Annotated in this window: 14 protein-coding genes; 3 read left to right on the top strand and 11 right to left on the bottom strand. The window is 74.3% G+C overall.

Annotated features, from left to right (window positions below; genetic code table 11):
- Positions 1 to 7: 7 nt before the first annotated feature.
- From BM339_RS29860 to BM339_RS29815, 10 genes are all read right to left on the bottom strand, one after another.
- Complete coding sequence (locus BM339_RS29860) at positions 8 to 1,585, bottom strand: N-acyl-D-amino-acid deacylase family protein (RefSeq protein ID WP_075023012.1); 1,578 nt, start codon at positions 1,583 to 1,585, stop codon at positions 8 to 10.
- The gene (locus BM339_RS29855; RefSeq protein WP_177287811.1) at positions 1,582 to 2,067 is read right to left on the bottom strand and encodes a RidA family protein; all 486 of its coding nucleotides are present in this window, start codon (positions 2,065 to 2,067) and stop codon (positions 1,582 to 1,584) included. Before BM339_RS29855 ends, BM339_RS29860 begins: the two co-directional genes overlap by 4 nt.
- Positions 2,068 to 2,090: 23 nt before the next feature.
- Complete coding sequence (locus BM339_RS29850; RefSeq protein WP_021599312.1) at positions 2,091 to 3,092, bottom strand: ABC transporter ATP-binding protein; 1,002 nt, start codon at positions 3,090 to 3,092, stop codon at positions 2,091 to 2,093.
- Complete coding sequence (locus tag BM339_RS29845; protein ID WP_021599313.1) at positions 3,079 to 4,080, bottom strand: ABC transporter ATP-binding protein; 1,002 nt, start codon at positions 4,078 to 4,080, stop codon at positions 3,079 to 3,081. The genes BM339_RS29850 and BM339_RS29845 overlap by 14 nt, the downstream gene beginning before the upstream one ends.
- Positions 4,077 to 4,979, bottom strand: a complete 903-nt coding sequence (locus BM339_RS29840) for an ABC transporter permease (protein WP_075023011.1) — start codon at positions 4,977 to 4,979, stop codon at positions 4,077 to 4,079. Before BM339_RS29840 ends, BM339_RS29845 begins: the two co-directional genes overlap by 4 nt.
- A complete protein-coding gene (locus tag BM339_RS29835) occupies positions 4,976 to 5,935 on the bottom strand; it encodes an ABC transporter permease (protein ID WP_083598088.1) in 960 nt (319 codons plus the stop codon). The genes BM339_RS29840 and BM339_RS29835 overlap by 4 nt, the downstream gene beginning before the upstream one ends.
- A gap of 64 nt (positions 5,936 to 5,999) precedes the next feature.
- Positions 6,000 to 7,658, bottom strand: coding sequence for an ABC transporter substrate-binding protein (locus BM339_RS29830; protein WP_083598086.1), 1,659 nt, complete (start codon positions 7,656 to 7,658; stop codon positions 6,000 to 6,002).
- Positions 7,659 to 7,709: 51 nt separating this feature from the next.
- On the bottom strand, positions 7,710 to 8,561 hold the full coding sequence (locus BM339_RS29825) for a fumarylacetoacetate hydrolase family protein (RefSeq protein ID WP_021600098.1): 852 nt from the start codon (positions 8,559 to 8,561) through the stop codon (positions 7,710 to 7,712).
- A gap of 3 nt (positions 8,562 to 8,564) precedes the next feature.
- Complete coding sequence (locus BM339_RS29820; protein WP_143118655.1) at positions 8,565 to 9,506, bottom strand: Gfo/Idh/MocA family protein; 942 nt, start codon at positions 9,504 to 9,506, stop codon at positions 8,565 to 8,567.
- Positions 9,503 to 10,525: a Gfo/Idh/MocA family protein gene (locus tag BM339_RS29815; protein ID WP_075023008.1), complete on the bottom strand. Its 1,023-nt coding sequence runs from the start codon at positions 10,523 to 10,525 to the stop codon at positions 9,503 to 9,505. Before BM339_RS29815 ends, BM339_RS29820 begins: the two co-directional genes overlap by 4 nt.
- Before the next feature lie 165 nt (positions 10,526 to 10,690).
- On the opposite strand from BM339_RS29815, the gene BM339_RS29810 reads away from it, so the two are divergent.
- From BM339_RS29810 to BM339_RS29800, 3 genes are all read left to right on the top strand, one after another.
- Positions 10,691 to 12,025, top strand: coding sequence for an aspartate aminotransferase family protein (locus BM339_RS29810; RefSeq protein ID WP_024934091.1), 1,335 nt, complete (start codon positions 10,691 to 10,693; stop codon positions 12,023 to 12,025).
- A 120-nt stretch (positions 12,026 to 12,145) separates the two neighbouring features.
- Positions 12,146 to 13,276 carry an acyl-CoA dehydrogenase family protein gene (locus BM339_RS29805; RefSeq protein ID WP_021600282.1) on the top strand — a complete coding sequence of 377 codons (1,131 nt, stop codon included), beginning with the start codon at positions 12,146 to 12,148 and terminating at the stop codon, positions 13,274 to 13,276.
- On the top strand, positions 13,273 to 14,175 hold the full coding sequence (locus BM339_RS29800; RefSeq protein ID WP_075023007.1) for an acyl-CoA dehydrogenase family protein: 903 nt from the start codon (positions 13,273 to 13,275) through the stop codon (positions 14,173 to 14,175). The genes BM339_RS29805 and BM339_RS29800 overlap by 4 nt, the downstream gene beginning before the upstream one ends.
- Here BM339_RS29800 and BM339_RS29795 read toward each other — a convergent pair.
- Complete coding sequence (locus tag BM339_RS29795) at positions 14,159 to 15,721, bottom strand: FadD3 family acyl-CoA ligase (RefSeq protein WP_075023006.1); 1,563 nt, start codon at positions 15,719 to 15,721, stop codon at positions 14,159 to 14,161. The genes BM339_RS29800 and BM339_RS29795 overlap by 17 nt on opposite strands.
- Between the last annotated feature and the right edge of the window lie 125 nt (positions 15,722 to 15,846).

Here is a 15,846-nt window from a genome sequence, read left to right as displayed (position 1 = left end):
TCTCCGATCAGGGGGTGCGCAGGATCTCGCCGGGCCGCGCGCCGCGGTGCGCGCCGTCCTCGACCACGGCGCGGCCGTTGACGACGACCGCGCGGATCCCGTCCGGATACTGCTGGGGTGCTGCGAACGTAGCCCGGTCGGCGATCCCGGCGGGGTCGAAAACGACGATGTCCGCCGCCGCCCCCGCGCGGAGCACGCCGCGCCCGGCGAGCCCGGCCCGCTCGGCGGGCGCCGACGTGCACTTGCGGACGGCCTCGGCGAGCCCGAGCCGGTCCGCCGCGGGACGGCCCCCCGCGCCCCGGACGTACTCGGCGAACAGCCGCGGGTAGCAGCCGTACGAGCGCGGGTGCGGGGTGCCGCTCCCGGTGGGCCCGTCCGGGTCGAGGGCCTGGCCGTCCGAGCCGATCACCCCGGCCGGGTGGGTGAGCGCGTCGAGCAGGTCGCGCTCGCCGCGCCCGCCCGCCACCATCTGCACGCCGTTGCCGTGCTCGGCGACGAGGTCCAGCGCGACTTGCGGCGGTTCGGTGCCGGCGTCGGCGGCGAGGTCGGTGAGCGCCCGCCCGCCCACGGCGATCTGGTCCCAGGTGTTCGGCATGTCGCGCCACTCGTCCGCGATCCGCGCGCGGACGGTACGGTCGGTGAGCCTGGCCCGCATCGCGCCCTCGCCGCCGTCCTGCGCCCAGGCGGGCAGGAGCTGCGACAGCGGCGCGTTCCCGGCCAGGTAGGGATAGATGTCGAAGGCGACGTCCAGGCCCTCGTCGCGGGCGGCGTCGATCAGCTCCAGCGCCCGCGCGACCGAGCCGTGGTTGCGGCGGCCGACGGCGACCAGGTGCGAGATCTGGGTGCGGCAGCCGGTCGCCGCCGCGACCCGCAGCGCCTGCCGGACGGAGTCGAGCAGCCCGTCGGCGTAGTCGCGGACGTGCCAGGCGAACAGCCTGCCGTGTGCGGCGGCCGTGCGGCCGAGCGCCTCCAGCTCGTCGTCCCGGGCGTAGCACACGGGCGCGTAGACGAGGCCGGTGGAGACGCCGGCGGCGCCCGCGGCGAGCGCGTCGCCGAGCAGGCCGCGCATCCGGTCGAGCGCGGCGGCGTCGGCGGGACGGTCGCCGAAGCCGGCCGCCGCCGCGCGCAGCGGCGTGTGCGCGACGAGCGCGGCCACGTTCACCGCCGGGCGGGCGGCGCCGAGCGCGTCGAGGTAGCCGGGCAGGTCCGTCCAGTCCCAGCGGACGGCCGGGTCCAGGTCCAGGTAGCCCGCTGCCGCGCGCAGGGCTTCCAGGTGGTCCCGGGACGCGTCGGCGACGGGCGTCACGCCGAGGCCGCAGTTGCCGACCACGACCGTCGTGATCCCCTGTCGGACCGCGCTGCGGGCCTCGGGGGACGACAGCAGCGTCAGGTCGGAGTGGGTGTGGACGTCCACGAACCCCGGCGACACGACGTGCCCGGACGCGTCCACCGTCCGCGCCGCAGGACGTTCCGCGAGGTCGCCGATCGCCTCCACCCGCCCGCCCGCGACCGCGACGTCGGCGCGGCGCGGGGCGGCCCCGGTGCCGTCGACGACCTTCCCGCCGGCGATGAGCAGGTCCGTCACGGCGCCTGCGTCCGCAGCCGGAACGTCGCCTGCACCTCGACCGGGCTCCCGGTCGGCAGCGCCGCCACCCCGAGCGCGACCCGCGCGTGCCGCCCGGCGGACTCGCCCAGGACCTCGGTGAACAGCGCCGTCGCCGCGTCGGCCACCAGGTGCTGGTCGGTGAACCCGGGCGCGGACGCCACCCACACCGACACCGCCTCCACGTGCTCGACCGCGCCGAGGCCGCCGTCGCCGGCCAGCTCGTCCCGGACGGCGGTCAGGACGTTCCGGGCGCACTGCCAGGCGCAGGACCGCGCCGCGTCGAGGGTGACGTCCTCCCCCACGCGGCCCTCGGCGAGCAGCTTCCCGTCGCGGGCGGCGACCTGCCCCGAGGCGATCAGGGTCGCGCCGGTGCGGCGGACGGCGGCGACGGGCGGCCGCTCCCCTGCGGGCCCCGGTTCCTCGGGGGCGGCGGCCAGGCGTCGGTCTGCGTCGTGGTGCACGGGTCTCCTCCGGGTGAGAGCGGTCAGGCCGTGGCCGGGACGTCGGCCTCGGCGAAGTGGCAGGCGACGGGATGCCCGGCGCCGGGGCGCGCGACCAGCGGCGGCGCCTCGGTCGCACAGACGTCCCGCGCTTTCCAGCAGCGGGTGCGGAAGCGGCAGCCGGACGGCGGGTCGATCGGGCTCGGCACGTCGCCGGTCAGCGTGATCCGCTCCCGGCCGCCGCGCCCGCCCGGACGCGGCGACGGGACCGCCGACAGCAGCGCCTGCGTGTACGGGTGCGCCGGGCTCCGGAAGATCTCGTCCCGGGTGCCCTGCTCGACGATCGTCCCGAGGTACATGACGGCGATCTCGTGCGAGACGTGCCGCACCACCGACAGGTCGTGCGAGATGAACAGGTACGCCACGCCCAGCTCGCGCTGGAGCTCCCGCAGCATGTTGACGACCTGCGCCTGGATCGACACGTCCAGCGCGCTGACCGGCTCGTCCAGCACCAGGACCTTCGGGCCGAGGGCGAGCGCGCGGGCGATGCCGATCCGCTGCCGCTGCCCGCCGGAGAACTCGTGCGCGTACCGGCGGGCGTGCGACGGCGCGAGCCGTACCATGTCGAGCAGCTCGGCGACGCGCTTCTCACCGCCCTCGGCGTAGCGGCCCTGCACGCGCAGCGGCTCGGCGACGATGTCGTGGACGGTCATCCGCGGCGACAGCGACGCGTACGGATCCTGGAAGACCAGCTGCAGGTCGCGGCGCAGGGCGCGCAGCTCGGCGCCGCGGGCGCGGGTGACGTCCCGCCCGGCGACGACGATCCGCCCGGCGGTCGGCTCCAGCAGCCGCACCACCATGCGTCCCGTGGTCGTCTTGCCGCAGCCGGACTCTCCGACCAGCCCGAGCGTGCGCCCCGCGCGCAGGGAGAAGTCGACGCCGTCGACCGCGTGGACGGCGCCGGTCCGCAGGCGCAGCGGACCCGACCGCACCGGGTAGTGCTTCACCAGGCCGGAGACGGCGAGGATCTCGTCAGGCTCGGCCATCGATGTCCTCCTCGGCCAGCTCGTGGTGGAAGTGGCAGGCGCTCGCGCGTCCCGTCCCGGCCGGGGTCGGGTCGGGGCGTTCCACGCGGCACCGGTCGCGGGCCAGCGGGCAGCGCGGCGCGAACGCGCACCCCCGCGGGATCTCGCCGGGCGTCGGCGGGGAGCCGGGGATGGGGGTCAGGTCGCCGGCGTCGCCGTCCAGCGTGGGCAGGCTCTCCAGCAGGCCCCGCGTGTACGGGTGCCGGGGCGCCTCGAAGATCGCGGCGACCGGGCCGTGCTCGACGACGCGCCCGGCGTACATCACCACGACCCGGTCGGCCAGCTCGGCGACCACCCCGAGGTCGTGGGTGATCAGCACGGTCGCGGCGCCGGTCTCCCGCCGCGTCAGCCGCAGCAGGTCCAGCACCTGGGCCTGGACGGTCACGTCCAGCGCGGTCGTGGGCTCGTCCGCGATCAACAGGTCGGGGTCGTTGGCGATGGCCATCGCGATCATCGCGCGCTGCCGCATCCCGCCGGAGAACTCGTGCGGGTACTGCTTCAGCCGCCGCGCGGCCCCCGGCACCCCGACGAGTTCCAGCAGCTCGGCGGCCCGCTTGCGGGCCGCGCCCCGCGACATGCCCGGCTGGTGCAGCCGCAACGCCTCGCGGATCTGCGCGCCGATCGGCACGACCGGGTTCAGCGCCGTCATCGGATCCTGGAAGATCATCGCGATCCGGCCGCCGCGCAGGCCGCGCAGCTCGCGCGGGGGCATCGCGCGCAGGTCGGAGCCGTCGAACACGACCCGCCCCGACACCACCCGGCCGGGCGGCTTGATCAGCCCGAGCGCCGACATCGCGGTGACGCTCTTGCCCGACCCGGACTCGCCGACGACGCCGAGCGTCTCGCCCGGCGCGACGCTGTAGCCGGCGCCGTCCACGGCCCGGACGGTCTCCTCGTCGCCGTCGAACTCGACGACCAGGTCCTCGATCTCCAGCAGCGGCCGGGTCATGTCCGGCCTCCCGGCGTGACGGCGTCGCGCAGGCCGTCCCCGACGAAGTTGACGGCGAGGACCGTCACCGCGATCGCGACGCCCGGCGGTATCCACAGCCACGGCATCGTCTGGATCAGCGTCAGGTTCTGCGCGTCGTTCAGCATGTTCCCCCAGCTCGCCCGGGGCGGCCGGACGCCGAGGCCGAGGAACGACGCGGTGGTCTCCAGCATGATCGCCTGCGCGACCGCCAGCGTGCCGGTCACCGTGACCGGCGCCAGCGCCGCGGGGACGATGTGCCTGCGGATCAGCCACCACCCGTTCGCCCCGGCCGCCTCGGCGGCCTGGATGTACTCGCGGTCGCGCAGCGACAGCGTCACGCCGCGCACCACCCGCCCGGCGACCGGCCACTGCGTCACCCCGATCGCGGCGATCAGCACCGGCACGCTCGGCCCGACGATCCCGGCGAGGACGAGGATCACCACCACGGTCGGGAACGACATCACGATGTCTGCGATCCGCATGATCGCGTTGTCGACGATGCCGCCGAACAGGCCCGCGACCGCGCCGAGCAGCGTCCCGGCCACCATCGCGCCGACGGCCGCGGTCAGCCCGACCAGCAGCGAGACCCGTCCCGCGTACAGGGTCCGGGCGAACACGTCGCGGCCGGAGGCGTCGGTGCCGAACCAGTGCGCGCCGGACGGCCCCTGCCGGACGGCGTCCAGGTCCACGGCGTTCGGCGGATGGCCCGCGATCAGCGGCGCCAGCAGCGTCAGCAGCACCACCGCCGCGAGCACGGCGCTCCCGGCGACGGCGAGCCGGTTGCGCCGGAACCGGCGCACCGCCCGCGCCCGCGGCGACGCGGACGCGCCCGGATCGCCGGTCTTCCGCACCGCCGTGCCGGCGGGTGTCGCGCTCATCGCAGGCTCACTCTCGGGTCGACGACGGCGTACAGGACGTCCGCGATCAGGTTGCAGAGCAGCACCAGGACGGCCACGTACAGCGCGAAGCCGACGATGACCGGGTAGTCGTGCTGGCCGATCGAGCTGACCGCGAGCTGGCCCATGCCGGGCCAGGCGAAGACCTGCTCGATCACCACCGCGCCCGCCAGCATCTGCGGGATCTGGTACATCACCACGGTGATCAGCGGGATGAGGGAGTTGCGCAGCGCGTGCCGCAGCACGACCCGGGCCGGGGACGCGCCCTTGGCCTCGGCCGTCCGGACGTAGTCGGCGCCGAGCTCGTCCACGAGGCCGCCGCGCACGTACCGGGTGAACGGCCCCGCGGTGACGAAAGCCAGGATCAGCCCCGGCAGGACCAGGTGCCGCAGCTGGTCGGCGGGCCCGCCCCCGCCCGGCGTGGTCATCCCGGCGGACGGGAGCAGCTGCCACTTCAGCGAGAACAGGTAGATCCCGACGATGCCGAGGAAGAACGGCGGCACCGACACCGCGGCCAGGCCCAGCACGGTCGCGCCGTAGTCGACGGCGGTGTTGCGGCGCAGCGCCGCGGCCACGCCGAGCGCGACCGACACGACCAGGGCGACCGCCAGGGCGGCGCCCATGAGCTGCAGCGTCGGGCCGAGCCGCTCGCCGAGCACCGCCGAGACGGGACGGTGCCCGACGTAGGAGTACCCGAAGTCGCCGTGCAGCGCGCCCGACAGCCAGTGCCAGTACTGGACGACGACCGACCGGTCCAGGCCGAGCTCGTGCCGCTTCGCCTCGATGAACGCCGCGCCGCCGCCGCGCATCTGCTCGGGGTCGACCATCATGCGGACCGGATCGCCGGGAGCGACCCGCACCAGGACGAAGATGCCGATGCTGATCAGCACGAACACCAGCACGTTCACCAGCAGGCGCCGGATGACGTAGGCCGCCACGCCTCACCTCCTTCCGTCCGTACCGGCCGGCGGCCGGGGCGCGCGCCCCCGGCCGCCGGGCGGGTCAGCTCAGCTTCCAGTTCGCGAAGTCCCAGAACCCGACCTCGTTCGTCGGGATGCCGGACGGCTCGAAGCCCGACAGCCGGGTCCGGTAGGCCCAGACCGTGTCCGGGTTGTACAGCCACAGGTAGGGGACCTGCGCGTTCTCGGTCTTGGCCGCCTGCTGGAACAGGCTCGTGCGCTCGGCCGGCGCGGCGACCGAGTCGGCCTTGGCCAGCAGGCCGTCCAGCCCCTTGTCGCAGAAGCGGCCGATGTTCCCGCCGGCCGGGTAGGCCTGGTCGCAGGCGTCGATGGTGGCCACGGTGGACGGCTCGGTCGCGTAGTTGCCGCCGCCGAACAGCGCCAGGTCGAAGCTCTTCTTCTCGTAGGACGAGAGCAGCTCGTCCGCCTGCACCTGCTTGAGCTCGACGTTCACGCCGACGGCCTTGAGCTGGCTCTGGATCACCGTCGCGGCGGTGTCGCGGTCGCGCTGCCCGGGGATCCACGACAGTGTCACGGGTTCGGAGGCGTCCCAGCCGGCCGCGGAGAGCAGGCTCTTGGCCTTCGCCGGGTCGTAGGCGTACTGCTCCCCCGCGGACGAGGCGAGATCGCCGTAGAAGCTCGTGTTCACGACCGTCCCGGCGCCGCCGAGCACCTTGCCGACCAGGCCCTTCCTGTCGATCGCGGTCAGCAGGGCCTGCCGGACCCGCACGTCCTTGAACCGGCTCTGCGACTGGTTGACGGCGATCCGGGTGAAGCCGGGGCTCTTGGCCGAGACGACCTTGACGCCGTCCATCGTCCGGACGGTCGGCAGGTCGGTCGGGGAGACCTGGGTGAGGTCCATCTCGCCGGTGCGCAGCTGGGCGGTGGCGACGTCGGAGGTGACCGGCTTCAGGAACACCTTCTTGATCGAGACGGGGTCCCGGAAGTTCGGGTTGGCCTTCAGCTCGACGTACTGGTCGGTCTTGTAGTCGACGAACGTGAACGCGCCCGCACCGACGGTGGGCTTGGTGAAGAACGCGTTGTCACCGAGGCCCTTGGCCGGGACCTTGCCGAGGACGTGCTCGGGCAGGATCGGCGTGTTCCCGATCAGGCCGGGCAGCCCCGCCGCCGGCCGGCTCGTCGTGATCTTCACGGTGGTCGCGTCCGGCGCGGTGACGCCCTTGAGCGCGTCGGCCTTGCCGTCCGCGAGGTCCTTCGCGCCCGTCACGGCGGCGAACTTGCCCGCCTGGGCGCTGCCCGTCGCGGGGTTGGCGAGGGCCGTGTAGGTGAACACCACGTCCTTCGCCGTGAGCGGCGTCCCGTCGCTCCACTTCAGGCCGGGCTTCAGGGAGATCGTGATCGTCTTGGCGTCGCCGGAGACCTGCGGCGCGGCGGCGGCCAGGTGCGGCTTCAGGCCGTAGGACGCGTCCGCGCCGTACAGCGAGTCGAAGACGAACGACATGACGAGCTGGTCGGGCCCGTTGTTGGGCGCGAGCGGGCTGAAGGTCTTCGGCTTCTGGTACAGGTACATGTTCAGCACGCCGGCGTCCCCGCCGGAGGACTTCTGCGTGGGATCGGAACTGCAGGCGGCGAGCGCGCCCGCCGCGAGCACGCCGCCCAGCACGGCCGCGGCGCCCCGCCGCGCGGCCCCCCGGCCGGCCCTCGCTCTGCCGGCCCTCGCTGTGCCGGAACGAATGGTCATGACTTGCCTCTTCTCGGCGGTGGCCGGGACGCCGCCCGGCCACTGGTCCGCTCAGCGGACGCGGTTCACCAGGCTTCCGAGCCCGGTCACGCGGACCGTCATCTCGTCGCCTGCGGACAGGAACTCCCCCGATGCCAGCCCCACCCCGGACGGCGTGCCGGTGTACAGCACGTCGCCGGGCTCCAGCGTCATCAGCCGGGACGCGAACGCCACCAGCTCCGCGACGTTGAAGATCATCTGACCGGTGTCGCCGCGCTGCCGGACCCGCCCGTTGACCTCCAGGGCCACCTCGAGCTTCTGCGGGTCGGGCACCTCGTCCGCCGTGACGAGGCAGGGGCCGAGCGCGGCGAACCCGTCGAGCCACTTGCCGTTCAGCCAGTCGAAGAACGCGACCGCGGGGTCCTCGGTGTCGCGTTCGTGGCCGTAGTCCATCTTCCGGGCGGACACGTCGTTGCCGATCGTGTAGCCGCCGACGTGGCCGAGCGCGTCCCCGACCGGGATGTCCTTGCCGCCGCGCCCGATCACCGCGACCAGCTCGGCCTCCCAGTCGACGCTCGGGCTCACGGACGGGAGCGCGATCTCCTCGCCGGGGCCGCTGACGGCGGTCACCGGCTTGATGAACAGCCGCGGCGAGATCCGCGACTTGTCGAGCCGGTCGCCGCCGGTCTCGGTCACGTGCTCCTGGTAGTTGGCCGCGACCGCGAGGATCTTGCCGGGCCGCCGCAGCGGCGCGAGCAGGGTCACCTCGTCGAGGGGGTGGGCGGCGCCGGTCCCGGACGGGATCGCGCCGAGCGCGCCGATCACCGCGCCGAGGTCGCCAGGGCCGAGGTCGGTGACCCGGTCGCCGGTGACCTCGCCGTGCCGGACCTCGCCGTCCGGCAGGCGGTAGGTGGCGAGCTTCATCGTTCAGACCTCCGGGGAGTCGAGCGGCACGGGCGTGCCGAGGGCGAGCGAGCGGGCCGCGGCAGCGGTGACGCGCAGCGCGGCGAGGGCGTCGGCGGGACCGGCCTCGGGCGGGCGCCCGGTGACGATCGCGGCGTGCAGCGCCGTGAGCATGCGGCCGACGGTGCCGGGGCCGTGCCAGGCGTGCCGGTTCCCGGCCACCGTCCGGACGGACGCGCCGGGGCGGGCGGCGTCGACGTCCATGACGCCGCCGGATCCGCTGACGCGGTAGCGGTGCAGCGCCATGCCCGGCGCGTCCGCGGTGCCGCGCAGCCGGCCGACCGTGATCGTGCTGGTCAGGCCGTGCTCGTGGTCGAGCAGCAGGACGGTCAGCCGGGCGCGGTCGCGGACCGGCAGGGCGTGCACGCGGCGGACGGCCTGCCCGGTGAGGGCGCGCACCACGTCCACCGGGTAGAGGCCGAAGTTGACCAGCTCGCCGTCCGGGCACGGGTCGCCGCCGTCGACGAGGAAGTCGGCCTGGACGTTCCAGGGGAGCCCGATCCGTCCCGAGGCGAGCGCGTCCCGGGCGGACTGGACGGCGGCGCCGAAGCGGTGGTGGTGCGCGGGCATGCAGACCAGCCCGGTCTCGGCGGCGACCGCCGCGATCTCCTCGACGTCCGCCGTCTCCAGGGCGAGGGGTTTGTCGGCGAGGACGTGGCAGCCGGCGCGCAGGGCTTCGATGACGCGCGCGGCCCGTTCGGCGGGCGGCGCGCACACGCAGACGACGTCGGCGCCCGTCTCGCGGGCGGCGGCCGTGAGGCTCGACGCGGCGGAGTCCACGACCGTGAACCCTGGATGCTCGTGGAACGCGGGGAGGTACATGTCGTGCTGGTGGTCCTGGGTCCCGAACCCGCTGGACCCCCAGGGCAGCACTTTCAGCACGCGCATGGCACGCCCGTTCCTCACGGCGCCTCCTTGAGGACGTCGGTCACGCGCACGGGCAGGCCGCTCGCGATCGAACGCTCGGCGGCGACGCCCATCGCCACGGCGAGCAGGCCGTCCGCGCCGGTCACCGCGGGCGGCGCGCCGGTGACCGCGTCGGCCCAGGCCGCGATCTGGGCGGCGAACCCGTCGGTGCCGCCGGGCGGGAGCAGCGCGGTGCCGGACTCGTCGGTGACCGTTCCGGCCTCGGCGTCCCACGGGATCGTGAGGATCCCTCCGGTGCCGGCGACCATGACGTCGCGGCGGGCGAAGGAGGCGGGGCGGTGCCCGCGGCTCATCTCGCACACGGCGGCCGTGCCGTCCGCGAACCCGACCGTCATCTCCAGGTAGTCGTGGATGCCGAGTTCGGCGGCGGTCTGGCGGCGGCCCCGCGCGTACACGGTCTCGGGGGTGCCGCCCGTCCACCAGGTGACGAGGTCCAGCAGGTGGACGCCGTTGTGCAGCGCGTGCCCGCCGGAGCGGGCGGGGTCGAGCATCCAGCCGCGCCAGTCCGGCCAGATCCACCCGCCGAGGATGGACAGCCGGACGAGCTCCACCGTCCCGAGCTCGCCGGACCGGACGACGTCCCTGACCGTCCGCGCGTAGTCGTAGTGGCGGTGGCTGTGCGCCGGCATCAGCACCCGCCCGGCCGCGGCGAACGCCTCCACGGCGCGCCGGGCGCCGGCGACGTCGACGGCGAGCGGCTTCTCGATCAGCAGGTGCGCGCCCGCCTCGGCGATCTGGACGGTGAGGTCCGCGTGGGTGTCGTTCGGAGTGCACACCACGCAGCCGGACGCCCCGGACTCGGCCAGCGCGGCGGCGAGGTCGGTGAACCACGGCACGCCGTCGTTCGCGCGGGACGCGGCGGCGGCCCGGCCGGGGTCGATGTCGACCACCCCGGCGAGCGCCAGCCGCGGCTCGGCATGGATCGCGGCGGCGTGCTGCGCGGCGATGAAGCCGGTGCCGACGACCAGCGTCGGCATCGGCACGGAATCGGATTCCATGTCGACGGATCCTGAGCGACCGGTCATTCATGTGTCAAGGGGTGTTCAAGAAAATCTCGACTCGTGGCTGCTCAGACACCTTTCATTCAAGTTCGACCTTGACATGGAACACCTTTCCATGAACCATTCGGCCGAAAGTCGTCAAGGACCTTGGGGGCCATCAGAATGACCACCGCCGAGCTGGCCGGGCAGACCTCCGGCGGCGCGCGGCTGCTCGCCGCCGCCCGCGCCGTGATCCCCGGCGGCGTCAACTCCGCCACCCGCCTGGTGGGGCGGCCGCACGCGCTGACCGCCGCGTCCGGCGCCTACGTCACCGACGCCGACGGGCGCCGCTACCTCGACTACCACGCGGCGTTCGGCGCGATCCTGCTCGGCCACGCCGCGCCCGAGGTGGACGACGCGGTCCGCGCCGCCATCGGCGGCATCGACCTCGTCGGCTGGGGCGTCACCGAGCCCGAGATCGAGCTGGCCCGGCTGGTCGCCGACACGATCCCGTCCGCCGAGCAGATGATCTCGGCGATGTCGGGCAGCGAGGCCACCGCCCAGGCGATCCGGCTGGCGCGCGCCGTCACCGGCCGGCCGCTGATCGTCAAGTTCCAGGGCGGCTTCCACGGCTGGCACGACGCCGTCGCCCGCAACGTGATCTCCGCGCCGGAGCGCGCCTACGGCGCCGACCCGCTGTCGGAGGGCATCCTGCCCGAGGCGCTCGGCGCGACGCTGATCGCCGAGTTCAACGACCTGGACTCGGTGCGCGCGCTGTACGAGGCGCACCCGGAGCGGATCGCCGCCGTGATCATGGAGCCGATCCCGCACAACGTCGGCGCGCTGGTGCCGTCCGCGGAGTTCGTCGAGGGGCTGCGCGCCCTGACGCAGGAGCAGGGCTCACTGCTGATCTTCGACGAGGTGATCACCGGGTTCCGGCACGCGCCGGGGGGCTACCAGGAGGTCTGCGGCGTCCGGCCGGACCTCACCACGTTCGGCAAGGCGATGGGCAACGGCTACCCGATCGCCGGGCTCGCCGGGCCCCGCCGGCTGATGGAGCGCTTCAGCTCCGCGGGCGGCGACGTCCTGCTGGCCGGCACGTTCAACGGCAACCCGGTCTCGTCCGCCGCCGCGATCGCCACCATCCGGTACCTGCTCGACCATCCGGACTTCTACCGGCGGACGCACGCGCTCGGCGAGCGGATGCGCGCCGGGCTGGCCGGGATCTGCGAGGAGCTCGGCATCGAGGCCACCGCCGCGGGCTTCGGGGGCGTGTTCAGCCTGTACTTCGCCGCGGGCCCCGTCCGCGGGTACCGCGACCTGATGCGCAACAACGACGACGCCTACGTCGCGTTCCACCGCCGCATGACCGACCGCGGCTTCCTGATGCTCCCGCTCTCGCTCAAGCGCAACCACATCTCCGCCGCGCACACCCGGGAGGACGTCGACCGGACGCTCGACGCCGCCCGGGACGTCCTGCGCGGCATCCGCGACGACGGTCTGCTCTCCCCCGCCTGACTCGTGCCCGCCCGCGTCCCACTGTCCGGGAGGCGGCGGCCGGGCGCGACCGGGGCCGCTACCCTACCAAACAGTTGTTAGAAAATGGGGTGGCGACAATGGCGGCCGAGGCGGCATCGCATGGATCTTGAGGTCGGGGCGGCGGACGAGGCGTTCCGCGCCGAGGTGCGGGAGTGGCTGCGCGGGCACGTCCCGGCGGAGCCGCTGCCCTCGCTGGAGACCGAGGCGGGGTTCGCGGCCCATCGGGAGTGGGAGCGGACGCTCGGCGGCGCCCGGCTCGGGGTGGTCTCGTGGCCCGAGGAGTACGGCGGGCGCGGCGCCTCCGTCCTCCAGTGGCTGATCTTCGAGGAGGAGTACTACGCGGCCGGCGCGCCGGGCCGGGTCAGCCAGAACGGCATCAACCTGCTGGCGCCGACGCTGATGAAGCACGGCACCCCCGGGCAGCTCGCCCGGATCCTGCCGCCGATGGCGGCCGGCGAGGTGATCTGGGCGCAGGCGTGGTCGGAGCCGGGCGCGGGCAGCGACCTCGCCGCGCTGCGGTCGACCGCGACGCGCACGGACGGCGGCTGGCTGCTGGACGGCCAGAAGACGTGGAGCTCCCGTGCCGCCTTCGCCGACCGCGGGTTCGGGCTGTTCCGGTCGGATCCGGAGTCGGCGCGGCACAAGGGCCTGACGTACCTCATGTTCCCGCTGGACGCGGAGGGCGTCACCGTCCGCCCGATCGGGCGGCTGGACGGCAAGCCCGCGTTCGCAGAGCTGTTCCTCGACCGGGTGTTCGTCCCGGACGAGGACGTCATCGGGACCGCCGGGGACGGATGGCGCGTCGCGATGGCCACGGCCGGCAACGAGCGCGGCCTCACCCTGCGCAGCCCCGGACGGTTCACGGCCGCGGCGGAACGGCTCGTGGAGCTGTGGAAGGAGCGCGGCGACCCGTCCGACACGGCCCTGCGGGACCGGGTCGCGGACGTGTGGATCAGGTCGCGGGCGTACCGGCTCAAGGGCTTCGAGACGATCTCGCGCAGCGACGACATCGGGGCCGAGTCCAGCCTGAACAAGGTGTTCTGGTCGGAGCTGGACGTGGCGCTGCACGAGACGGCCCTCGACCTGCTCGGCCCGGACGGCGAGCTGGAGTCGGAGTGGCTGGAGAACTACGTGTTCTCCCTCGCCGGGCCGATCTACGCGGGCACCAACGAGATCCAGCGCAACGTGATCGCCGAGCGGCTGCTCGGCCTGCCGAGGGGGTCGCGGTGAGGTTCGTCCTGGACGCCGAGCAGCGGATGTTCGGCGAGACGCTGCGCAAGCTGCTGGCCGGCGCCGGGACCGCGCGGGCCGCCCGCGCGTGGGCGGCCGGCGACCACGGGCCGGGACGGGCGCTGTGGTCGGCGGTGGCGGAGGCCGGGGTGTTCGCGGTGGGCGTGCCGGAGGAGGCCGGCGGCGCCGGGCCGCTGCCGGTCGAGCTGGCCGTCGCGATGGAGGAGCTGGGGCGCGCCGCCGCGCCGGGGCCCTACGTCGAGACGCTCGCCGCGGCCGAGCTGCTGGCCGGGACGCCGTGGCCGTCCCGGATCGCGGAGGGCGACGCGATCGTGTCGCTCGCCGTCCCGCACGCGCTGGACGCCGACGTCGCCGACCTGGTGCTCACCGCCGACGGCGCCGGGCGCGAGGCCGCCGGGGAGCCGGTCGCCTCGCTCGACCCGGCGCGGCGGCTGTTCCGGGTGCCCGGCGGCGCGGGGTTCACCGACCTCGGCGCGCTGCTGTGCGCGGCCCAGCAGATCGGGCTCGGGCAGGCGCTGCTGGACGTGTCCGTGGAGTACGCCAGGACGCGGCGGCAGTTCGGGCGCCCGATCGGCGAGTACCAGGCCGTCAAGCACCACCTGGCGGACGCGATGGTCAAGCTGGAGTTCGCCCGCCCGCTCGTCTACGGGGCGGCGCTGTCCTACGGGACGCCCGATTTCGCGCGGGACGTGTCCGCCGCGAAGGTGGCCGCGTCCGAGGCGTGCTACGGGCTGGCCAAGACCGCGCTCCAGGTGCACGGCGCGATCGGCTACACCGACGAGTACGACCCGTCGCTGTGGATCCGCAAGGCGCGCGCCCTGTACTCGGCCTGGGGGACGGTCGCCGGGCACCGGGCGCGGGTCATGTCCGCGCTTTGAGGTCGACGCGGCGGACCTTGCCGGACGCGGTCTTCGGGAGGTCGTCCACGAAGACGACCTCCCGGGGGACCTTGAAGTTCGCGAGCCGCTCGCGGCAGTGCGCGATCAGCTCGTCCGCCGTCGCCTCCCGTCCGGGGCGCAGCCGCACGTGGGCGCGCCCGACCTCGCCCATGCGCGCGTCCGGCACGCCGACCACGCCCGACTCGGCGACGGCGTCGTGGCGGGCGAGGACGTCCTCGACCTCGGCCGGGTACACGTTGAAGCCGCCGACGACGAACATCTCCTTCGTCCGGCCGGTGATGGTGAGGTTGCCGCGCTCGTCCAGGCGCCCGCGGTCACCGGTGTCGAGCCACCCGTCGCGGATCGTCCGCGCGGTCTCCTCGGGGTCGCCCAGGTAGCCCTTCATCACGTTGTAGCCGCGGACCATGACCTCGCCGTCCGTCCCCGGCGGCACGGGCTCGCCCGCGGCGCCGACGATGGCGACCTCGACGTCGGCGATGGCCCGGCCGCAGGTGGTCGCGATCGTCTCGTCATCGTCGTCCACCGAGCACGCGGTCACCGTGCCGGACGACTCGGTCAGCCCGTACGCGGTCACGACCTGCGGGAACAGCTCGGCCCTGATGCGCCGGACGAGCGCGACCGGCACGTCCGCCGCGCCCGTCACGGCCAGCCGGAGCGAGGAGAGGTCGTGCTCGTCCCGGCCCGGGGCGTCCAGCAGCGAGGTGTAGATGGTCGGCGGGCCCGGCAGGACGGTGACCTTCTCCTGCTCGATCAGCCGCAGCGTCTCCGGGACGTCGAACGTGCGCTGCAGGACCATCGTGGCGCCCTTCAGCACGCACGCGAGCACGCCCGCCTTGTAGCCGAACGAGTGGAACATCGGGTTGACGATGAGGTACCGGTCGCCGGCCTTCACGCCCGTGCGGCCCGTCCACGCCTCGTAGGTGCGGACGTTCTGCTCGTGCGTGCACATGACGCCCTTGGGCTTGCCCGTCGTTCCGGACGTGAACAGGATGTCGGCGATGTCGCCCGGCCGGACGGCCGCGGCCCGCGCGTCGGCCTCCTCGCCGGACACGGCTTTGCCCGCGAACTCGTCCCAGGTGACGACCCCCGGACGCGCCGCCCCGTTGAACGTGACGACCGTCTCCAGCGCGGGCAGCCCGGGGACCGCACCGGCCTCGTCCAGGCCGAGCATGCCGGGATAGTCGATGCCGAGGAAGCCGTCCTCGACGAAGAGGACCTTCACCTCGGCCTTGGAGAGCGGCCAGCGGGCCTCGTCCCCCTTGAAGCGCGTGTTGAGCGGCACGAGCGTCGCGCCCGCGCCCATGGCGCCGAGCACGGTGACGATCCAGGACAGTCCGTTGGGCGCCCAGATCGCGATCCGGTCCCCCGGCGCGACCCCGGCGCCGATGAACGCGCCCGCCGCCTCGCGGACGCGCTCCCGCAGCCGCGCGTAGGTGACCCGGACGTCCCCGTCCACGACCGCCTCCGCGTCGGGAAACTCCTCCGCCGCGCGCGCCAGCAAACCCGGAATCGTCAGCTCGCTCATGAGAGCCCATCATCCCGATCCGCACCGGCGCCGGGCCGGACGGTCCCGGTGACCGGTACACGGTCTCGCGGGCGAAGGCCGATAACCCCGTGGATTTTCGATGCCCGCGCCTTTACTTTCTAGGG

This window comes from Actinomadura madurae, assembly GCF_900115095.1.
GTDB lineage: Bacteria > Actinomycetota > Actinomycetes > Streptosporangiales > Streptosporangiaceae > Spirillospora > Spirillospora madurae.
Note: the sequence above shows the minus strand (reverse complement) of the source record. Positions and strands in the feature narration are given on the sequence as shown.

Bases quoted from the DNA above. Each gene is read 5' to 3' on its own strand.
- BM339_RS29795 (WP_075023006.1), bottom strand. From the start codon at position 15,721: ATGAGCGAGCTGACGATTCCGGGTTTGCTGGCGCGCGCGGCGGAGGAG.
- BM339_RS29805 (WP_021600282.1), top strand. From the start codon at position 12,146: ATGGATCTTGAGGTCGGGGCGGCGGACGAGGCGTTCCGCGCCGAGGTG.
- BM339_RS29810 (WP_024934091.1), top strand. From the start codon at position 10,691: ATGACCACCGCCGAGCTGGCCGGGCAGACCTCCGGCGGCGCGCGGCTG.
- BM339_RS29815 (WP_075023008.1), bottom strand. From the start codon at position 10,525: ATGGAATCCGATTCCGTGCCGATGCCGACGCTGGTCGTCGGCACCGGC.
- BM339_RS29825 (WP_021600098.1), bottom strand. From the start codon at position 8,561: ATGAAGCTCGCCACCTACCGCCTGCCGGACGGCGAGGTCCGGCACGGC.
- BM339_RS29840 (WP_075023011.1), bottom strand. From the start codon at position 4,979: ATGAGCGCGACACCCGCCGGCACGGCGGTGCGGAAGACCGGCGATCCG.
- BM339_RS29845 (WP_021599313.1), bottom strand. From the start codon at position 4,080: ATGACCCGGCCGCTGCTGGAGATCGAGGACCTGGTCGTCGAGTTCGAC.
- BM339_RS29830 (WP_083598086.1), bottom strand. From the start codon at position 7,658: ATGACCATTCGTTCCGGCACAGCGAGGGCCGGCAGAGCGAGGGCCGGC.
- BM339_RS29850 (WP_021599312.1), bottom strand. From the start codon at position 3,092: ATGGCCGAGCCTGACGAGATCCTCGCCGTCTCCGGCCTGGTGAAGCAC.